General features: G+C 54.1%; 18 protein-coding genes. 10 read left to right on the forward strand and 8 right to left on the reverse strand.

Translation table 11 applies throughout. The annotated features are described in order from the left end of the window. The first annotated feature begins 119 nt into the window (after positions 1-119). The gene (locus PSH66_RS08460) at positions 120-884 is read left to right on the forward strand and encodes a hypothetical protein (protein WP_305428755.1); all 765 of its coding nucleotides are present in this window, start codon (positions 120-122) and stop codon (positions 882-884) included. 36 nt (positions 885-920) lie between these two features. Here PSH66_RS08460 and PSH66_RS08465 read toward each other — a convergent pair whose 3' ends face one another. From PSH66_RS08465 to PSH66_RS08480, 4 genes are all read right to left on the reverse strand, one after another. Next, positions 921-1,601, reverse strand: a complete 681-nt coding sequence (locus PSH66_RS08465; RefSeq protein ID WP_305428757.1) for an SOS response-associated peptidase family protein — start codon at positions 1,599-1,601, stop codon at positions 921-923. Positions 1,602-1,625: 24 nt separating this feature from the next. Continuing rightward, on the reverse strand, positions 1,626-1,964 hold the full coding sequence (locus PSH66_RS08470) for a hypothetical protein (RefSeq protein ID WP_305428759.1): 339 nt from the start codon (positions 1,962-1,964) through the stop codon (positions 1,626-1,628). A 1,037-nt stretch (positions 1,965-3,001) separates the two neighbouring features. After that, on the reverse strand, positions 3,002-3,292 hold the full coding sequence (locus tag PSH66_RS08475) for a hypothetical protein (RefSeq protein ID WP_020302946.1): 291 nt from the start codon (positions 3,290-3,292) through the stop codon (positions 3,002-3,004). Between the two features lie 972 nt (positions 3,293-4,264). Next, a complete protein-coding gene (locus tag PSH66_RS08480; RefSeq protein ID WP_020301695.1) occupies positions 4,265-4,480 on the reverse strand; it encodes a hypothetical protein in 216 nt (71 codons plus the stop codon). Positions 4,481-5,170: 690 nt separating this feature from the next. Here PSH66_RS08480 and PSH66_RS08485 point away from each other — a divergent pair. From PSH66_RS08485 to PSH66_RS08510, 6 genes are all read left to right on the forward strand, one after another. After that, the gene (locus tag PSH66_RS08485) at positions 5,171-5,356 is read left to right on the forward strand and encodes a hypothetical protein (protein ID WP_305428762.1); all 186 of its coding nucleotides are present in this window, start codon (positions 5,171-5,173) and stop codon (positions 5,354-5,356) included. A 32-nt stretch (positions 5,357-5,388) separates the two neighbouring features. Beyond that, a complete protein-coding gene (locus tag PSH66_RS08490) occupies positions 5,389-6,570 on the forward strand; it encodes a reverse transcriptase family protein (RefSeq protein WP_305428764.1) in 1,182 nt (393 codons plus the stop codon). Between the two features lie 6 nt (positions 6,571-6,576). Then, a complete protein-coding gene (locus PSH66_RS08495) occupies positions 6,577-6,765 on the forward strand; it encodes a cold shock domain-containing protein (protein ID WP_305428766.1) in 189 nt (62 codons plus the stop codon). Between the two features lie 233 nt (positions 6,766-6,998). Continuing rightward, positions 6,999-8,246, forward strand: a complete 1,248-nt coding sequence (locus tag PSH66_RS08500) for an IS256 family transposase (RefSeq protein ID WP_305428768.1) — start codon at positions 6,999-7,001, stop codon at positions 8,244-8,246. 386 nt (positions 8,247-8,632) lie between these two features. Next, positions 8,633-8,992: a DUF6124 family protein gene (locus PSH66_RS08505; RefSeq protein ID WP_305428770.1), complete on the forward strand. Its 360-nt coding sequence runs from the start codon at positions 8,633-8,635 to the stop codon at positions 8,990-8,992. Between the two features lie 145 nt (positions 8,993-9,137). Beyond that, positions 9,138-9,356 carry a hypothetical protein gene (locus tag PSH66_RS08510; protein ID WP_003172610.1) on the forward strand — a complete coding sequence of 73 codons (219 nt, stop codon included), beginning with the start codon at positions 9,138-9,140 and terminating at the stop codon, positions 9,354-9,356. A 6-nt stretch (positions 9,357-9,362) separates the two neighbouring features. Here the strand turns inward: PSH66_RS08510 and PSH66_RS08515 are convergent, their stop codons facing one another. Then, the gene (locus tag PSH66_RS08515) at positions 9,363-10,202 is read right to left on the reverse strand and encodes a lipopolysaccharide kinase InaA family protein (RefSeq protein ID WP_305428772.1); all 840 of its coding nucleotides are present in this window, start codon (positions 10,200-10,202) and stop codon (positions 9,363-9,365) included. 143 nt (positions 10,203-10,345) lie between these two features. Then, positions 10,346-11,533, reverse strand: a complete 1,188-nt coding sequence (locus tag PSH66_RS08520) for an MFS transporter (protein ID WP_305428774.1) — start codon at positions 11,531-11,533, stop codon at positions 10,346-10,348. 422 nt (positions 11,534-11,955) lie between these two features. On the opposite strand from PSH66_RS08520, the gene mqo reads away from it, so the two are divergent. Continuing rightward, complete coding sequence (mqo, locus tag PSH66_RS08525; protein ID WP_078823697.1) at positions 11,956-13,602, forward strand: malate dehydrogenase (quinone); 1,647 nt, start codon at positions 11,956-11,958, stop codon at positions 13,600-13,602. A gap of 62 nt (positions 13,603-13,664) precedes the next feature. On the opposite strand, the gene PSH66_RS08530 is transcribed toward mqo, so the two are convergent. After that, positions 13,665-14,336: an NADPH-dependent F420 reductase gene (locus PSH66_RS08530; protein ID WP_003172614.1), complete on the reverse strand. Its 672-nt coding sequence runs from the start codon at positions 14,334-14,336 to the stop codon at positions 13,665-13,667. Between the two features lie 98 nt (positions 14,337-14,434). Here PSH66_RS08530 and PSH66_RS08535 point away from each other — a divergent pair, with 98 nt between their 5' ends. Next, the gene (locus PSH66_RS08535) at positions 14,435-15,331 is read left to right on the forward strand and encodes a LysR family transcriptional regulator (RefSeq protein ID WP_003172615.1); all 897 of its coding nucleotides are present in this window, start codon (positions 14,435-14,437) and stop codon (positions 15,329-15,331) included. Between the two features lie 36 nt (positions 15,332-15,367). Here PSH66_RS08535 and PSH66_RS08540 read toward each other — a convergent pair whose 3' ends face one another. Beyond that, positions 15,368-16,216: a LysR family transcriptional regulator gene (locus PSH66_RS08540; protein WP_305428776.1), complete on the reverse strand. Its 849-nt coding sequence runs from the start codon at positions 16,214-16,216 to the stop codon at positions 15,368-15,370. Positions 16,217-16,344: 128 nt separating this feature from the next. On the opposite strand from PSH66_RS08540, the gene PSH66_RS08545 reads away from it, so the two are divergent. After that, positions 16,345-17,337: a hypothetical protein gene (locus PSH66_RS08545; protein WP_042944356.1), complete on the forward strand. Its 993-nt coding sequence runs from the start codon at positions 16,345-16,347 to the stop codon at positions 17,335-17,337. The last annotated feature ends 6 nt before the right edge of the window (positions 17,338-17,343 follow it).

The following is a 17,343-nucleotide window of genomic DNA, read 5'->3' on the forward strand; positions in this document are numbered from 1 at the left end:
GCTCAAGTTTTAATTTTTAGGCTATTTTGTATGTTGAGATGGAAAATAGGAGCATAGTGGCGCTGCCTTATTTTTCAAATGGTAGAGTTCGCTAAACTATTCTAAAAAAGAGAGAAAATATGAAGGCTTTTGGATTTAGTGCTCCAGTTTTTGCAAAGTTCTGCGCTCAAAAATATAATATAAAGTCTGGTTGTAATACCGTGCGTCTTGGCACGTTGTATGGGTATAGAACTATTGAGAATGAACTTCTCAGGGATAATGGGGAGGGGACATTCTCTTATGTGCTAGAGTTTCCCACTTATCTTGAAGCTTCTCCTCAGTGGTTGGCGTCTTTTGAGTTTGGGGGCGGTGGTCGAGTTCATATTGGTGATATGCAGGTTGCTAATGGGAATATAAAGGTAAAGAATTTGAACGTGAGTGGGTCGACGCACAATTGTTGGATCTACTGTATATCTAAAAGTGTTGAAAGTGCCGGGAGTATCACTGATGCCCACGCAGATAAGTGGACTATTGCTGCCGATAAACTCTCTGGTTTTGCAAATTACATTGGTAGTGTGTTATGGAGTGAACTGACCTTTCAAGACCTGCCTCCGAATTTAACTGAAAAATATAGTCTTCAAGAAATTCAGCAACGTTTGAGTTTAAATGTTGAGATAAAGGAGGTGGAGTATGTTGATCGGTTTGTCCTTGTTAAGGATCCAAAAGAATTTGGGGTTTCTGATATAGAGGAACTTCGGGATAAGGTTGCTTTTATTAAGCCTGTAAAATTTAAGGATGAGCAGGAGGTGCGAATTGCTTTTTGGCTGATGTTTGAAGGTAAGAAAATATCGATCGTCGATAAGCCAAAGTCTATCAGTCTTCGTCCTGTTGATAAGCTTCTATAGGCATATTATCTTCTGAGGGTGTCATTGAGTATTCTACTAACGAACCTTCTGAATCAAACTGGCTTCCTTGTTTCTCACATTGCCCACGGCGGTGCTGACCTTGAACCATTCAAAGGTCTCTGTCGGCTCGCCCTGGTGCAACACCATCTGCTCGGCACGCTCCTTCGGAGTTGCTGGGTTCAACCATTCACGGGCAAGGTCCGGTGTTAGTACCACGGGCCTTCTGTCATGGATGTCCACCATGCCACCGGCGCTATTAGCGGTGATGATCACAAATCCGTCGTGCTCGCCTGGACCTTCATCGGCGTCCGGTAGTTGACCAATAGCTGCGCACAAGATCGGCGCGCCGTCCTGCCTGCGGATCAGATAAGGCTGTTTCTTCGGTCCGCCTTCATCCACCCACTCGAACCAATTGGCGATAGGTGTGATCGCACGGTGTGGCCAGATCGCTCTGAAGAACGGACCGTGGGCTACCTTTTCGACGCGTGCGTTAATGGGCGCGACGCGGTCTTTCGCCCAATGCGGGCGCCACCCCCACCGCACGGGATCTGCGTGCAGCAACTCACCCTGCTGGTGCAGTAACGCCACGTGGGTCGTTGGGGCGACGTTGTAGCGCTCGATCGGCTGATCACCTACCGAGTTTGCCAGGGCATTGGGCATGCTCAGTGCCCCGACAAAGTCGTGGATTCCCCGGTACTGCGACAGTCTTCCGCACATTGCAAACCCTCTTTCCGTTTGACGTTAGACAATCGTGGTCGGTCGAGGTCTCATTTCATTGACGATGCGCCGCAGCTCGTCCGCCTCTCGTCTGCTCACATTGGACAATGTGGTCAGGTCGGCGATTTGCTTACGCATTGCTGCGGCTTCGGCTCCACGTTCCCGGAGATACCGCGCAAACTCCGCATTCTTCGCCTGGGTCTCCAGCAGCGTTTGACTGATACCGAAAACGTCAGCACGGGCTTTGCGTAATTGCAGGTTGAGTTCCTGGATTTCGTTCTCCAGTAGATGGCAATGCTGTCGGTACATCTGCAGTGGGGTGGGGAGGCCGAGCCATCCGAGGGTGTCTTCATCTTTGTCCATGGCTACGAATCCAGAACTGTATGCGCATACAGTAAATGACGTTTGGCCATGATGCGATTTGAGGCGACGAGCTGTAAGGCAGAGGAGGGGGTTGAGTCGGAAAAGCCAGCGGGAATAGATGAAAGTCTGCCCTTCATCAGCATGAAAAAACCCATTTCAACATAGCATTAGCAGGGTGTCACGGCAAGCGTAAGGGGCTACGCGGGCCAATAAACACGGGCCTTTTAGCGCGTCGCTGACTGCCGATCTAAGCCAGGGCGGTACCACGCTCGCAGTCCCCTGATTGGGGAGTCGACGTGCCACATTTTTTTGGGGAAGTGACGTGCTACAGGCTGCGGGTAGGATCGTCTGCACCTGGCGCGCGCCGTCGTCCCCCCACCTCGCCTGCGGGCTAAATGGGTCGTTTTTTCTGCGCACCTGCGTACCACTCTCGACGGCGTAGGCTGGGGGCTTGCTCGGCGTTTTAGAGGGTGCAAAAAACCTGCGGAATCCTGCGAAGGTGGATGTTTTTGGCAACGCTCATAAGCACGCACACACAGCTGAATTCAGTAGGTGCCTCGGGAAAAAGGTTAGTTTTTTTTTGAGGGGGGTGTTGTGACTTGGAAGGCCCGTGTTTGTTGGGCTTGAGACCTAACTTTGATGGGTTAGGTTGGGTTAGGTCAAAGGTTAGTAGTTCGTAACCTGTTGTTTTTAAAGGAATTAATATATTGAATATTTAACGCTAATAAAGGTTAGGAAATAACCAGACCTAACCCAAAAGCTAACCTTGCCAACCATTCGAAAAGCCATAACAAACAAGGCTTTCAAGGCGCTCTGAAAAAAACTAACCCTCCTAACCTCTTTCCCGTGGGTCAACATGAAAACGCGAAAGGTGTCAGGGCGGGCTGCTTTTGAGGCTTTGTGCAGCATTGCTCAGTACTCACGACCTTTGCGCTCACGCGCACACACTCTCGCTCACACAGCGTCAGATATTCACGTTTAGATGGGACGTTGGAATCGGGGCGACAGGCATTGGCGATCAGTACCATGGCGCAACATCAAGCGTGCCTTCTGACTCGAACGATAAAGTCACTGACCTGCGCCGGTGTCAGGCAATTCAATTTCCCGAAGGTCGCCAGGTGCTGAATCATTGCTTCATGACTGCCGGGTTGCCGGGCGGTCATGCGACGGCAGGTCTTTTCCAGGATCAATCGCGCCATCTGCGGGTTCTCGACCTTCGTCGCATCGAAGGCCAGCGCAATGGCGGTGGCCAGCTCGCCCAGGTCCGGGTCCTTGCGTTGCAGCGCCCTGAGCGCATTCATCTGCCGTGCGGTGATGGGTAGCGACACGTCTCTCGTCCTTAGCGATCATGCTCAGCCGTTATCAAGGGCAATGGTAGACCAGGCTCCCGGGGTCTGGTTTCCGCCAAGCGCAAAAAAGCCCGCCGGAGCGGGCCTTGATGTGGGGGGCCATCGAACATAGGGCGCGTTATTAGAAATGTTTAGCGCTATTGGTTGGTTGTAAGCGCTCTCTTCATTCTGCCCTCTACCAACCAGCACAATTTCTGTACGTTTCTTTGAAGTGCTTCGTTCACTTCATCGTTTGGACGAACCGGCCTGCAAACCCGACAAAGCATGTCATCTGCCACCTGTCCCATAAATTCGGTTTCGTTAGCATTAGAAAGGTAAGGGAGGTTGCATGCCAGACATATGCGACATGCTAATTTCCGGTACATACTGTTTCCTCCCTGAATACGTTTAGATAGAAAGATTGACCGCGAGCTATCTACAGTTTTTCAATAAAAAGATCACAAAAATTCAAACAAGCGATTTATTGGTGCCTTGACGCCACTGCCAGCCCTAACCATCCACTCAAGATGATCGAATAGCTGCTCAGCAATCGATATCAGTGCAGGACGCTCTAGGCGTAAAAAAGTCGCATTTCAGTTCCGGCCGAGCGTGCTTCGGTACGCCCAGAGCGCCTGGCTACCCAGTTCATGCTCGTCTATTTGTGCCTACCCGATACCACCACTTCGATGTCCTTAACTTCCTCCAAAGCTGGCTAGCGCCCGATTGCTCGTGGACGCTCAGGCGACACCGCATACCACGTCTCGGCGGGCTGTTATGCGACAACCATTTTTGCACCAAGAAAGGGCGTTGGTCCCATGGCGGTCCCATGGGGCTATTTTTCAGACACTAAAAACCACAGATCCCCGACTTTCTCTAGTAAAATCAGAGGATTGCGTTTTCAGAATGTGGCGGTGAAGGAGAGATTCGAACGCCCGGTACGTTGGAGTATCCTTCCGCATTGGCGATAAATTTTTACGGGCGATCCTGCTTCTTCAGCTTGGCTAAGCCTTGTTTGATGTGGCCTGCATTCTCACCAAGCGTTTGAAGGGCGCCACGGACGTTTCCACCAGTCGTCAATTCGCCACGCTCTTCTGTCCATAACACCAGCTCCATTACTGCCGCCTCTAACGCCAGTTGGTTCTCATACATCCTTTCCAGCACATCCGCTAGTGAGTATTCGCTCGCCATCAATATCGCCCTGGTTCCTAAAGCTTGAAGCATAGCAGCGGATATTCGCGGAGCCGATACGTGCGAAGAACTGCCGTACTTTGCAGGGGAGTGGTACAGAAGTGGTACGGACATATTTATGGTTCGCTACAGGGCACGTATTTGAAGGCCTGTAGAATTAGTGGTTCCAATCCATCATGGGGGCGACGGAGAAGCGGTGGGAGAGGGCTTGCGGTGGAGCTATGTATGAGGGCATTGGGGGTCTGGGATGGAGAATGCGAAGGATGGGCAGTTTATCAGGAATGGGTCAGAGGGGGCTGGGTGTTGATCGTGCGATGCGAGGCCTTAAATAAATCCGTCCCCTTTCTTTTCTTTCTTTTTTTATTGAAAAAACCGAGTTGACACTTTTGTAATGGCTGTTTAGTATCAGCTTCGCAGGCGTATCTCGCCTTGTTCGCTCTTTAAAGTCACGTACAAAGAAATCGATGCCCGAAACTAGGCGATCCTAATAGGATCTTGACCGGCACCTCGTGGGCCCATGCGCCGTAAAAGAGCTCTCTGAGCTCTAAGCAAATGGATTCAGCGACTGTTGTCTGGCGTAATAGTTGAGAGTCCATCTAAACCAATATTAATATTCTTTGTGCTCAAGCTCTTCCTTGGTCTGGCTACAGGTAGGCATTTCGCAGACCTGATTGCAAGGAAAACTAACCGATGATTATCATCAGTGTTAATGTACGCGTGACTGGTAAAAGAAAGAGCATTCCTAAGAACTCCAGAGATGGAGTCGGTCGGAAAAAAATTGGTTTAGATGCGGTTTGGGGGATGACTGTTGCAGCTTTCCTCGGCTGGGTTATACGGAAGGCGATTTCGATTTTTTGGGATGGCTTTGACGTTTAACTGACTCTCTACTTATTGCTTTAAGGAATTTTATGGCAAAGGATAAGCCCTATTACCCCCTGGCACCAATAGCATCAATTAGCACTTTGGCTAAAACCTTAGGTGTTGTACCTAAGCTATTAGTTGATATAGCTAGCAATGTTTCTACCTCTTATACTTCATTTGATATTGAAAGTAAAAAAGGTAAGGTGCGCACCGTTTATGATCCTAAGTACGAGTTAAAAAGACTACAGAAGCGCATTAACTCAAGAATTTTTGAAAAAGTTGAATTTCCACCTTATCTTCAAGGTGGTATCAAAGATGTTAATAGTCCTCGAGACTATGTCGAAAATTGCAAGCTTCATGTGGGCTCTTCTTTCTTAATAAGTCTAGATATCAAAAATTTCTACGACAACATTAAAGTCTCCAGTGTTTTTGATATATTCAAGTATTTTTTTAAGTTTCCAGACGATGTTTGTGAGATTTTGACATCATTGGTCACTCTCAATGGGCATGTTCCGCAAGGTGCCTGCACGTCAAGCTATGTCGCAAATCTTGTTTTTCATAACTCTGAATATAAGCTTGTCAGTAACTTTCGTGATCGAGGTCTAACTTATAGTCGACTTCTTGATGATGTTACTGTTTCATCTAGCACCCTTATATCTCAAGAAGCCACTACGGAAATCATTCGCGCTGTTGCCGCGATTTTTAGAAAACATGATCTAAGGCTTAACAGCAAAAAAACAAAAGTTGAACGTTCAGACGACTTAGGTGCTGATTTTAAAGTTACAGGTTTGTGGGTTAGTCATGGTCAGCCTAAGTTAAAAAAAGACGAGCGAAGATATATTAGGCAGCTAGTCTATGTTTGCGAGAAGGATTACAAGGCTAATCCGTGCTCAGAGAAGTATCATGAGCTTTGGAATAGGGTTTCGGGGAAAGTGGCGATTTTAACACGCCTTAAGCATGTCGAGGCGCGCAAATTGAGGGCTCGTTTAGGGTGTGTACTTCCATTGTATGATGACGATGCTAAAGCTAAAATATGTTTCGAATCGAAAAAATTATTGCGGCGTCACCCATCAACGCATTCAAAAGTTGGCGTAATGACGGCGTACCATAAAATTATTCATTCGCTTGGCATATTGACGAGAACAGATCGGGTTCTTGCACGATCCTTAAGGAGGCAACTTAGGGCTCGTTATTCTACGCTGCCATTAAAAAGTGATATTTGGGAGTAATAAGCGATGGATGTTGAAGGGTTGCAGCGCGGCAAAGTTAGTGCTTATGATTTATTTAAAGGGTTCGGTTTTATTAGGAGGGAGAAGGGTAGAGATGTTTATTTTTATTATGATGATGTGCAGGGGAAAGAGGAATATATAAGCGTTGGTGACTATGTTGAGTTTGATTTGAGGGTTGAAAAAAAAAGGGCCTAGGGCTTATTCTGTTAGGCGGATAGATGTTGTTTAATGGTTTATTTTGAGTTTTTTCACGTTGAAGATTTGGTTTGTATTTTTCTTTTCTGATTTTTATTGATCACCTTTAAAATAAGTATTTATTTTTGTTTTTGTGCTGCTCGCTATAATTTTTATATTATCTGTATCTAACAGGGTGAACGGGGGTGTCAGAAATTTTGTGTTCGGGCATAACATGAGTAAGAGGTGCATGTATGCCAACCAAAAAGAAACCCCTTCGTGACCTACCAAAAATCCCCAAGGAGCTGCTCGAACAGTTCGGTGAGGGGCTCATGACCGCAGAGGCTATCGAAGACGCTTCTGCGGCCTTCAAGAAGGCCTTGATCGAGCGAGCATTGAGTGCCGAGCTCGGTCACCACCTGGGGTATCCGCCGGGCGCGCAGCGCCCAGAGGATGAAACCAACCAGCGCAATGGCAAAACGGGCAAGACGGTTTTGACGGGGGATGGCCCGCTGCGGCTGGAGATTCCCCGTGATCGGGATGGCAGTTTTGCCCCCATTCTGATCCCCAAGCATGAGCGGCGTTACACCGGTTTTGATGACAAGATCATCGCCATGTATGCCCGAGGCATGACCGTTCGAGAAATCCGCGCTTTCCTCTCTGAGCAATACGGGACGGACGTTTCCCATGACTTCATCAGCTCAGTCACGGACGAGGTGATGGAGGAAATTGGTGCGTGGCAACAGCGACCGCTTGAGCCGATGTACCCAGTCATTTTCTTCGATGCGCTGCGGGTCAAGATCCGAGAAGAAGGCCTTGTCCGCAACAAGGCGATTTACTTGGCGCTGGGTGTTTTACCCGATGGAACGCGCGATATTCTTGGTATTTGGATCGAAAACACCGAGGGTGCGAAGTTCTGGATGAAGGTCTTCAACGACCTCAAGACCCGCGGCGTAGAGGACGTGCTGATCGCCGTGACCGACGGTCTCAAAGGCATGCCAGAGGCGCTAAGCGCAGTATTTCCGGCAACAACGCTGCAAACATGCATCGTCCACTTGATCCGCAACAGCCTCGATTACGCGGCGTGGGACAAGCGCCGTGAGCTGGCCAAGGCGCTAAAACCGATCTATCAGGCCATCAACGCAGAAGCGGCTGAGGAAGCACTGGACGCCTTTGAAAATGGCCCTTGGGGTAAGCAATACCCAACGGTGGTGGCGGCCTGGAGACGAGCCTGGGATCGAGTGATTCCATTCTTTGTCTTCCCGCCTGCCATTCGAAAAGTGATCTATACGACCAACGCTATCGAAAGCATCAACGCTCAGCTACGCAAGATCATCAAGACCCGAGGCCACTTCCCGACGGATGACGCAGCGACCAAGCTGATCTGGCTTGGGCTGCGTAACATCACGGCAAACTGGGGCTCGGCGGCTCATGACTGGAAGAGTGCGATGAACCAATTTGCGATTCTGTACGGAGATCGATTTATCAGGCCGACCTGGTAAAAGCATGGCCTGCCTGACGGCAGGCCGTTATCGGCCCGCACACAAAAAAACTGACACTCTCGGGTGAACTTGCGCATATCACGATATCCTTGGGAAATTTCCCACGCTTTTCTCAGCTTGCCCCTCAGACCTCCCCTAGCTAACCTCCCCCAGCCGCTGCCAATCCAGCGGCCGGATGTGGAAGTCCGACCAAGCTGAAGGCGCTCAATCGCCCATAAACACCTACCGGCGTTTTTTTACGTCTGTATGATTGCTTATGGCGGCTGTGCGCGGGGCACTTCGGTGCGCCGGGTCCTTTAGCCCTGGTCTTCCACACCTGCGTACAGCTGCCACCCCTCATGTGGAAGTGAGATAGGCAGTTCCTTAAACGCTAAAGGAGCTTCGCCATGTACAAGGTCACACCTAACCCGCCTTATGCTTCAAACGCGGCATCCTCTGATCCCAAGCTTCAAGCAGCAGCCCAGCGAGCGATCGAGCATCACCTGCCTCCATCCGACGACGGTGCCGCCGTCGAACGCCCAAGCGACGATCTCTTTCTGGTCAATCCAAACATCGACACAGAAACCCTCCTGGCCAACGCCGCAGAAAACCTCGTATCCGCCAACGAAATGGCCGCCACCCTGGCTTTTAACCTCGACGACTCCCAACGCTCCATAGCATTGGGTATTCAGCAGTTAATCGAGTTGAGTTCATTACTCATCGACCGAGCCCAGGAGCAAGTCGCGCCCGCATCCGGCAACGCATGACACCCAACCCCGCCGCCTCACCCCAAGGCGGCAACCTGAACCCATCCTGTCACCCAACAAAGTTTCATCATTCCCCGTGCCGTTGAGGTCTACGATCCTCTTCAAGAGAGGCCGTCCGCACCACCAGCCCACAGGGAATCGAACAATGATCTCCAACCTCGTCAAAGTCGTGATGATCACCGGTACGTTGCTGTTAAGCGCCTGTTCATCCTCACCCGCTGTAAACAGCGACCCGTGTTTTTCAGGCGGATGCCAGGCATTCGGTGACCACAGCCCGAGCAAAGCCGCCAAGATGAATTTTGGCGGCAGTGGGTTGGGGAGTAGTTATGGGGAGTATGGCTCGGGGTTGTTGCACGACGATTGAGGTCAGTCAGCCTGTTACGACGGTGCCCTTATGAAAAATCTGGCGGCGGGCCCGGCGGCTAATATTTTCGTGCTTGCTGGTTGCGTACATGGCGTCGAAGCGCTGGCGATCAATGTTGCCGTAGTGGGTCAGTTGTTCCAGCACCATCCGGTCGTAATCCTGCTCGATCACGAAGCGGAAAATCTCTCGGCGGTAATAGAACCCAAATTGAAACGCCAGCACCTCGGGCAGGTAGTCGGTTGACGTGAGGAAGCAGTTTTCCAGGTCGATGGCCTTCGCAAGCATTGGCTGCTTCAGATTGATCATCACGTTGTTGGCCCAGAAGTCCATGTGCACGACGCCTTTGCTGTGCAAGCAGTGCAGCAGTTTGAAGGACGCGGCGATCAGGCGCTGGATGTCGCGTTCCTGTTTGAGCCATGCCAGGCCATTGAGGTAGCCCTCTAGCATCTCGGTAAAGATGAAGAATTCCTGGACCAGGCCAAGCGCCGACTTTCTATAGCCGAACCCATACAAGCTGGCGACCGGGGCGCCGCGTTTCTGGGCGCCGAGGGTGTTGAGGACTTCTTCGACGGGCCAGTCGAACGCACCGTCACGTTTGGCGCGTCCGAAGGTGACTCGCCATTTTGGTCTCAGGCTATCCAGCGGTTGGGACTTGGCGAACAGGCCGTTTTCCATGCCTTTGAGTGGTGCGCTGATGCGGTCTGTCAGCTGATGCCGCGTGTCGATGAGCTCCTGAATCGCCTGCTGAGCATTTTCATCAGTATTGTCAGTGGTAAAAATCGTGGCGTTGCGATGGTTAAGTGTGGCCGCAAACTCCTGAAGCACACTTCTGTCAGGAAAACTCAAAACACGTCCTTGTCATTTCGGAAATTTATGACGGATATGTTACATGCTGCGTTTATTGGATCCAACCTGAACCTAACCTGTCTGAAGATAAAACAGTCTTCATTTCAGTGGTGCAGGCCGTTCGTTTGTGCTTTGCGCCAGGATTAATGCCCACCCTGCATCCGCCGCGCGCATAGGTATAGGCCCAGGCCGATCAGCGCCGTAGCTGCGCCAATGTACCCGGTGCTGGTCCACCCCAGCCCTGCCGTAATCGCCATCCCGCCAAACCACGGCCCCAGCGCATTCGCCAGGTTGAACGCCGCATGGTTGGATGCCGCCGCCAAACTCGGGGCTTCGTGGGCAATGTCCATCAGGCGGATTTGCAGCGGTGCGGCCAACGACACCATGGTGCCGACCAGGCCCATGCTCAGCAGCACGCCCCACAATGAAGCCGCGGCGAAGGGGAAGAACAACAACACCGCAATCGACCACACCAATATCAAACCCACGGCACGAAACTGCATGCGATCAAACAGTTTGCCGCCAGCGATGTTGCCGATGATTCCGCCCACGCCAAACGCGGCGAGGCCGAAAGGGATCCATTGCGGTGACACTTTGGTCACTTCGAGCATGGTCGGTGCCAGGTAGCTGAACACGCAAAACATCCCGGCAAAGCCGATCGCGCCGATGGACAGGGCCATCCACACTTGGGGTTTGGTGAAGGCGCGCATTTCCTTGCGCGGGTCGCTGCGTTCTTCGTCGTGGCGGTGGGGCACGAATTGCCAGACCAGGGCGATGGTGCACAGGGCAATCACGCTGACCAGCCCGAATGCCGAGCGCCAGCCCAGGTGTTGGCCGAGGAAGGTGGCGATGGGGTTGCCGAGCAGCATGGCCAGGGTCAGGCCCATCATCACCCGGGCCACGGCGCCGGCGCGTTTGTCGGTGGGCACCATGCTGGAGGCAACGACGGCGGCGATGCCGAAGTAGGCGCCGTGGGGCAGGCCGCTGATAAAGCGGAAGGCCACCAGTGAGCCGAAGCTCGGAGTAAACGCCGTGGCGAAGTTGCCCAGGGCGTACAGGCCCATCAACAACAGCAGCATATGTTTGCGCAGCAATTTGGCGCCGAGGATGGCCAGCAGCGGGGCGCCGACCATCACGCCGAGGGCGTAGGCGCTGATGGCATGGCCGACTTGGGGTTCGCTTAAACCCAGGTTCTGGGCGATGTCTGGCATCAGGCCCATGATGGCGAATTCGCCAGTACCGATTGCGAAAGCGCCCACGGCCATGGCCGCTTCCATTTTGGCGGCACTGCGCGCGGGCAGCACGTGCCCGGGAGTTTGGTGGATAGACATGGAGAGCTCTGTTGGATGAGTGCACGAAAGACAGTCGTCGATGCTACGCATGCGACGGTAAAGGTGTCTAGAACCGCCTCAGGCATGAGAGTTCCGGGCGTGTGACGCCACGTCGCGCCCGGTGCTCTTGACACCTGCGGGTTAAAAGCCGCGATTTAGAGCTGTCAATTGGCCAAACAGCGCATAACGGCCTTTTGCCGTGATATTCTGCGCGCCGTCTTGGTCTAGTCTCTCTCTGGTGCGTACACCCGTATACGTCCCGGCGATTGGCTGTCGTCCAGGTAGCTGAAGCCAATAATGATAAGAAGTCAGCGCAGAAGGGACATAACAGTGAGGTCGATACGTCGGCCTTGTGTGCCCACCCTGCGACCCTGAAGAGTCAGGGCGGTAGGGCGGATGGCGTTTTATCATAGGTGCTACTGATGTTTAAAAAAGTAAACACTGCCCTGCTGGGGCTGGCTTTGTCGATGGGGATCACGTCCGCTCAGGCGCAAGAGGCAAAGAAAGTCGATGTGCTGCTGATCGGCGGCGGCATCATGAGTGCCACCCTGGGTGTCTGGCTCAACGAGCTGGAGCCGGACTGGTCGATGGAAATGGTCGAGCGCCTCGATGGCGTGGCCGAAGAAAGCTCCAATGGCTGGAACAACGCCGGTACCGGTCACTCGGCCCTGGCTGAGCTGAACTACACCCCGGAAGACAAGAACGGCAACGTTGAGATCCCCAAAGCGGTCGAGATCAACGAAGCGTTCCAGATCTCCCGTCAGTTCTGGTCCTGGCAGGTCCAGCAGGGCGTGCTGAAGAACCCGCGTTCGTTCATCAACTCCACACCGCACATGAGCTTTGTGTGGGGCGATGACAACATCAAGTTCCTCAAGAAGCGCTACGAAGCCCTGCAGGCCAGCCCGCTGTTCGCCGGCATGCAGTACTCCGAAGACCCGGCGCAGATCGCCAAGTGGGTTCCGCTGATGATGGAAGGGCGTGACCCGAACCAGAAAATCGCGGCCACCTGGAGCCCGCTGGGTACCGACATGAACTTCGGCGAGATCACCCGCCAGTTCGTTGCCCACCTGCAAACCACACCCAAGTTCGACCTGAAACTGTCGAGCGAAGTGCAGGACATCACCAAGAACGACGACGGTTCGTGGCGTGTCAGCTATAAAAACCTGAAAGACGGGACCAAGACTGAAACCGACGCCAAGTTCGTGTTCATCGGCGCCGGCGGCGGAGCCTTGCACCTGCTGCAAAAGTCGGGCATTCCTGAAGCCAAGGAATACGCGGGCTTCCCAGTGGGCGGTTCGTTCCTGGTAACCGATAACCCAACCGTGGCCGAGCAGCACCTGGCCAAGGCCTACGGTAAAGCGTCGGTCGGTTCGCCGCCGATGTCGGTTCCGCACCTGGACACCCGTGTGCTGGATGGCAAGCGCGTGATCCTGTTTGGCCCATTCGCAACCTTCTCCACCAAGTTCCTCAAAGAAGGCTCGTACCTGGACCTGCTGACCAGCACGACCACCCACAACATCTGGCCAATGACCAAAGTCGGTATTCGTGAATACCCACTGGTCGAGTACCTTGCCGGCCAGCTGATGCTGTCGGATGACGACCGCTTCAAGGCACTGCAAGAGTACTTCCCTAACGCCAAGAAAGAAGACTGGCGCCTGTGGCAGGCCGGTCAGCGCGTGCAGATCATCAAGCGTGACGAAGAGCAGGGCGGCGTCCTGAAACTCGGTACCGAAGTGGTCAGCTCCGCCGACAACACCATCGCCGGCCTGTTGGGTGCATCGCCAGGCGCGTCGACCGCGGCTCCGATCATGCTGACCGTGCTGCAGAAAGTGTTCAAGGACAAGGTCGCGACCCCTGAGTGGCAGGCAAAACTGCACCAGATCGTACCGAGCTACGGCACCAAGCTGAACGACAGCCCTGAAGCGGTTGCCAAGGAATGGGCCTACACCGCTGGCGTCCTGCAACTGATGCCACCGCCTGTAATTCCGCAAATGGCGGCTCCAAAGGCCACCGAGGCTGCCAAGCCTGCGGCCCAGCCGAGCAAGCCGGCGTCTGATCTGGCGCTGTAAAAAGCTGAGAAAAAGCCCGCTGAACCGGTGACGGTCAGCGGGCTTTTTTATGCGCGTCGTGTTTATGTACGAGGGCGCGAGCGCTCCACGGCCGGCAGTTCAACCGTGCGCTCGGCGGCGGCCAGCGCGGCCTTCAAGCCGGCCTGGTCCAACGGCACGCAATACGCAGGCTTGGCCCGCTCAAACCGCCAGCTGTCATCCAGGCCACCTGCATCTACGGCATCAAAACCGAGTTCGTCGAGCAACCGGATCACTTGTGCCTTCGCGGCGGCGTCGTCCGCGGCCACCGGCAGGGCACGGCGGTCGGGAGCGCCGTGGGGGCGGGCATCCTGTGTCAGGTCGGGGGCGAAGATCGCGTTGAACACTTTCACGACGTGCGAGTGGGGGAGGTGGTCAGCCAGCAGTCGGCTGGTGGTGGTTTCAAAGCGATCCAGCACAGGGATATGCCCGTCACGGGTGGGGTAGTAATTATTGGCGTCCATCACCGTCTTGCCTTCCAGCCATTGGGCCGGGACGCTGCGGTAATGCTCCAGGGGAATCGCTACGAGGACTACGTCGCCGAACTGGGCGGCGTCTTCGGCGCTGCCCACTTGCACGCCGAGTATGCCGCTCACCACGCTGCTCATGGTGTGTGGGCCGCGGGAGTTGCTCAACATCACCTCATGCCCGGCCGCCAGTGCCAGTTGAGCCACGGCGCGCCCGATAAAGCCTGCTCCAATAACGCCAATCTTCATGACTGTGCTCCTGCTGATGGGGGAGCCGTTATGATGATTGGCAACCAATGGGTGATAAATTGTCGTTCGGGTGTGGCTGTTGTTACTGGGAGTGGTGAATGATGGATCGCTTATCAAGCATGAATGCCTTCGTGACGGCGGCTGAGCTGGGCTCCTACGCGCGTGCCGCTGAGCGCCTGGGCATGTCGCCGCAGATGGTGGCCAAACATGTCGCCGCGCTGGAGTCGCGCCTGGGCGCACGCTTGCTCAACCGCACCACACGCAGACAAAGCCTGACGGAGCTGGGGAGCGCGTACTACGAACGCTGCAAACATATCCTCACAGAGGCCGAGGCTGCCGACTCGCTGGCGCAGATCATGAATGACACGCCACGCGGCAAGTTGAAAATCACCGCGCCGGTGACCTTCGGCTCCCACAGCCTGATGCCGCTGATTACCGGGTTCCTGCGTGACCATCCGGATGTGGAAATCGACCTGCACCTGACGGATCGGTTTGTCGACCTGGTGGAGGAGGGGTACGAAGCGGCGTTCCGTATCGGTCCCCTGGCAACCACCGGCCTCACGGCCAGGCCGCTGGCGCCTTACCGCCTGGTGGTCTGCGCTGCGCCGGCCTACCTGGCGGCACGCGGTACACCGCGGGTGCCGGCGGACCTCGAGCACCATGAATGCCTGGGGTACGCCTTCTGGTCGCGTCCGGCCGATCGCGAGTGGGTGTTTTTCCAGGGTACGACGCCGTACAAGGTGCAGGTGGCCAGCCGTTTGCAGATCAACGAAAGCCGGGCCTTGATGTCGGCCGCGCTGGATGGTTTCGGTATTGTCCTTGGTCCGGAGGATTTTCTGCGCGGGGCATTGGCCAGGGGCGAGTTGGTGCGGGTACTGCCGGACTTTGATGCGCCGAGCCGGTCGATGCATTTGGTCTACACCGCCAACCGGCAGCGTACGGCGAAGTTGCGACGGTTTGTCGAGGCGGTGGTTCAGCGCTTCGGTCCCGCGTGATGCCCTTACGTGCGCAGCGACCAGCGGTTTGCCGGATTAAAGAGTGAAACCCTTCTTCAACTGCTCATGCAGATGCAGCGCCAAATGGTTTGCGCTGTCGGAAAGCAAGTAAATGTGGTGTCGCGGCAAGTCCGGCAGATGCACCCCCGCAATGGTTTTAGTCAATCCAGGGGTGATTCGGCTTTCCTCAATCATGCCCACGGCCAAACCGCACATGATTGCCGCCTCTACGGCGGTCGAACTGGCGCTTTCAAGCAGGATTCGATAGTAGACCCCGTGCTCTTTCAGCGCCCGGATGGCCGAGGCTCGATAAGGGCAACCGACCAATTGCACCGCGATAGGCAGTGGGGCTTGCTCCGGGGTTTTGAACTGCTCGGAGACCACCCACACCGGCTGTATCGAGCCCAGATGTTCTCCTTGTTCCAAAGGGTGTGCGCTGACGATCAGCGCCAGGTCTATCTGTTCCCGGCTGAACATCGTCAATAGCTCGCCACTGGAACGGGCTTCCAGTTCGAGTTCCAACATTGGGTTTTCAGCAATGAGCTGCGGCAGAAAATCACGCATAAAGGCCGGGGCGTAGGAGTCGGGCAGTCCCAGGCGGATCTTTCCCTGCATGCGCTGCGGGCTCAGGGAGGCCAGCAAGCGATCGTGGCTCTTGAGGAAATCTGTCGTTTCACTGAGCAATTTTTTGCCGTACATCGTCAGCTCCACTCCCTGATTGCTGCGACTGAACAGGCGCTGGCCTACCAAGTCTTCCAGTTTTTGGATCTGTGTAGTGACGGTCGATGCGCTGCGATGGACGTGATTGGCCGCTTCGTTGAAGCGCCGAAAGCGTGCCACCGCGTGGAAGGTACGCAACAAGTCGATATTCAGTTGCTTGCTCATGATTCCTCTTTTGGGAATTACTGGTGCAGATTATTCAAATATACAAAATCATGCGGCCACCCTAGGCTTTGAGTCAAACAGGCGAGCGCAGGCACGCCGAAGTCAAACAAGAAACAGAGGGAGTCGATATGGATATCAATGAGTTGGTCGTCTCGTCACTGAAGAGCAACCATGGGGTTGTCTGCCCGATTTGGACAGTCGAAAACGCGGCCAAATACGCCGCGTCATCCGCTGATTTACTTGATCGACATCGGCAAGTCAGTGAAGAAATGCTGAGCCTGATGACCTCTTTGAATCACGAAGGCGTCACCCGGGCCGATCTTTGTGCCACGCCCTGTGGAAAGGGTGCATTGAATGAGCTTTTGCTAGCGGTGGCGGATGACCTCGTTGATTTAGTGGGCGAGGGCAGTTTGCATTACGTTGAACTGGGCCCCGAGCCGATCAAGACCTCAACGCTACTCCATTACTTGCTTGAGCACGGTACACAGTCGTTGCATTACACGGCGGTTGATATCAACGGAGCGTCGCGTGGTGTCATGCGCCGTGCGGTCGAGCCTCTGCTGTCTGCTCCCCAGAGATTTCGTTACTTGGCCACTGACTTTCGTGAGTTGTGCCGACGCCATATCGAGTGTGGACAGGACGTGACATTGATCACGATGCTGGGTTTCCAGGAAGGCAATGAGCTGCCCGATACCATCGGCCGAATCATTCGCCGAGTGGGCGGTGCGCGAACCTATATCCTTTCAGAAATGCAATTGTCGAGCCCAGAGGGCGATCAGCACATCCACCGCTTTTACGAACATGGCTGCATGAGCCGATTTTCCGATCTGGTGGGGTTGAAACTTGGCTTCGAGAAGACTGGAGACCATGAGGTCGTCATCTCGGAAATCGAGCACGACGATGATCGTTACCGCGTTGCCGTAACCTTGCTGCCGGTGAACAGCGGGCACGATGAGGGCTATCTACTGACCAATGTCTGTTTGAAATACACCCGTGAGCAGTTTATCCGCGTGCGCCAGGATTACGGTGGGTGCCGTGTCATTGGCGAGTATTGCAGTGGCGATGGAAGCGTCCTGTATCAGTTGGCGGAGTATTGCGCGCACGACCGAGTTGCCAACTGAGGGCAT

This window comes from Pseudomonas sp. FP597, assembly GCF_030687435.1.
Lineage (GTDB): Bacteria > Pseudomonadota > Gammaproteobacteria > Pseudomonadales > Pseudomonadaceae > Aquipseudomonas > Aquipseudomonas lactucae.

What these genes read in the sequence shown, in the direction of transcription:
- PSH66_RS08460 (WP_305428755.1), top strand. Translation starts at nt 120, where the DNA reads ATGAAGGCTTTTGGATTTAGTGCTCCAGTTTTTGCAAAGTTCTGCGCT.
- PSH66_RS08465 (WP_305428757.1), bottom strand. Translation starts at nt 1,601, where the DNA reads ATGTGCGGAAGACTGTCGCAGTACCGGGGAATCCACGACTTTGTCGGG.
- PSH66_RS08470 (WP_305428759.1), bottom strand. Translation starts at nt 1,964, where the DNA reads ATGGACAAAGATGAAGACACCCTCGGATGGCTCGGCCTCCCCACCCCA.
- PSH66_RS08480 (WP_020301695.1), bottom strand. Translation starts at nt 4,480, where the DNA reads ATGGCGAGCGAATACTCACTAGCGGATGTGCTGGAAAGGATGTATGAG.
- PSH66_RS08485 (WP_305428762.1), top strand. Translation starts at nt 5,171, where the DNA reads ATGATTATCATCAGTGTTAATGTACGCGTGACTGGTAAAAGAAAGAGC.
- PSH66_RS08490 (WP_305428764.1), top strand. Translation starts at nt 5,389, where the DNA reads ATGGCAAAGGATAAGCCCTATTACCCCCTGGCACCAATAGCATCAATT.
- PSH66_RS08495 (WP_305428766.1), top strand. Translation starts at nt 6,577, where the DNA reads ATGGATGTTGAAGGGTTGCAGCGCGGCAAAGTTAGTGCTTATGATTTA.
- PSH66_RS08500 (WP_305428768.1), top strand. Translation starts at nt 6,999, where the DNA reads ATGCCAACCAAAAAGAAACCCCTTCGTGACCTACCAAAAATCCCCAAG.
- PSH66_RS08505 (WP_305428770.1), top strand. Translation starts at nt 8,633, where the DNA reads ATGTACAAGGTCACACCTAACCCGCCTTATGCTTCAAACGCGGCATCC.
- PSH66_RS08510 (WP_003172610.1), top strand. Translation starts at nt 9,138, where the DNA reads ATGATCTCCAACCTCGTCAAAGTCGTGATGATCACCGGTACGTTGCTG.
- PSH66_RS08520 (WP_305428774.1), bottom strand. Translation starts at nt 11,533, where the DNA reads ATGTCTATCCACCAAACTCCCGGGCACGTGCTGCCCGCGCGCAGTGCC.
- mqo (WP_078823697.1), top strand. Translation starts at nt 11,956, where the DNA reads ATGTTTAAAAAAGTAAACACTGCCCTGCTGGGGCTGGCTTTGTCGATG.
- PSH66_RS08530 (WP_003172614.1), bottom strand. Translation starts at nt 14,336, where the DNA reads ATGAAGATTGGCGTTATTGGAGCAGGCTTTATCGGGCGCGCCGTGGCT.
- PSH66_RS08535 (WP_003172615.1), top strand. Translation starts at nt 14,435, where the DNA reads ATGATGGATCGCTTATCAAGCATGAATGCCTTCGTGACGGCGGCTGAG.
- PSH66_RS08540 (WP_305428776.1), bottom strand. Translation starts at nt 16,216, where the DNA reads ATGAGCAAGCAACTGAATATCGACTTGTTGCGTACCTTCCACGCGGTG.
- PSH66_RS08545 (WP_042944356.1), top strand. Translation starts at nt 16,345, where the DNA reads ATGGATATCAATGAGTTGGTCGTCTCGTCACTGAAGAGCAACCATGGG.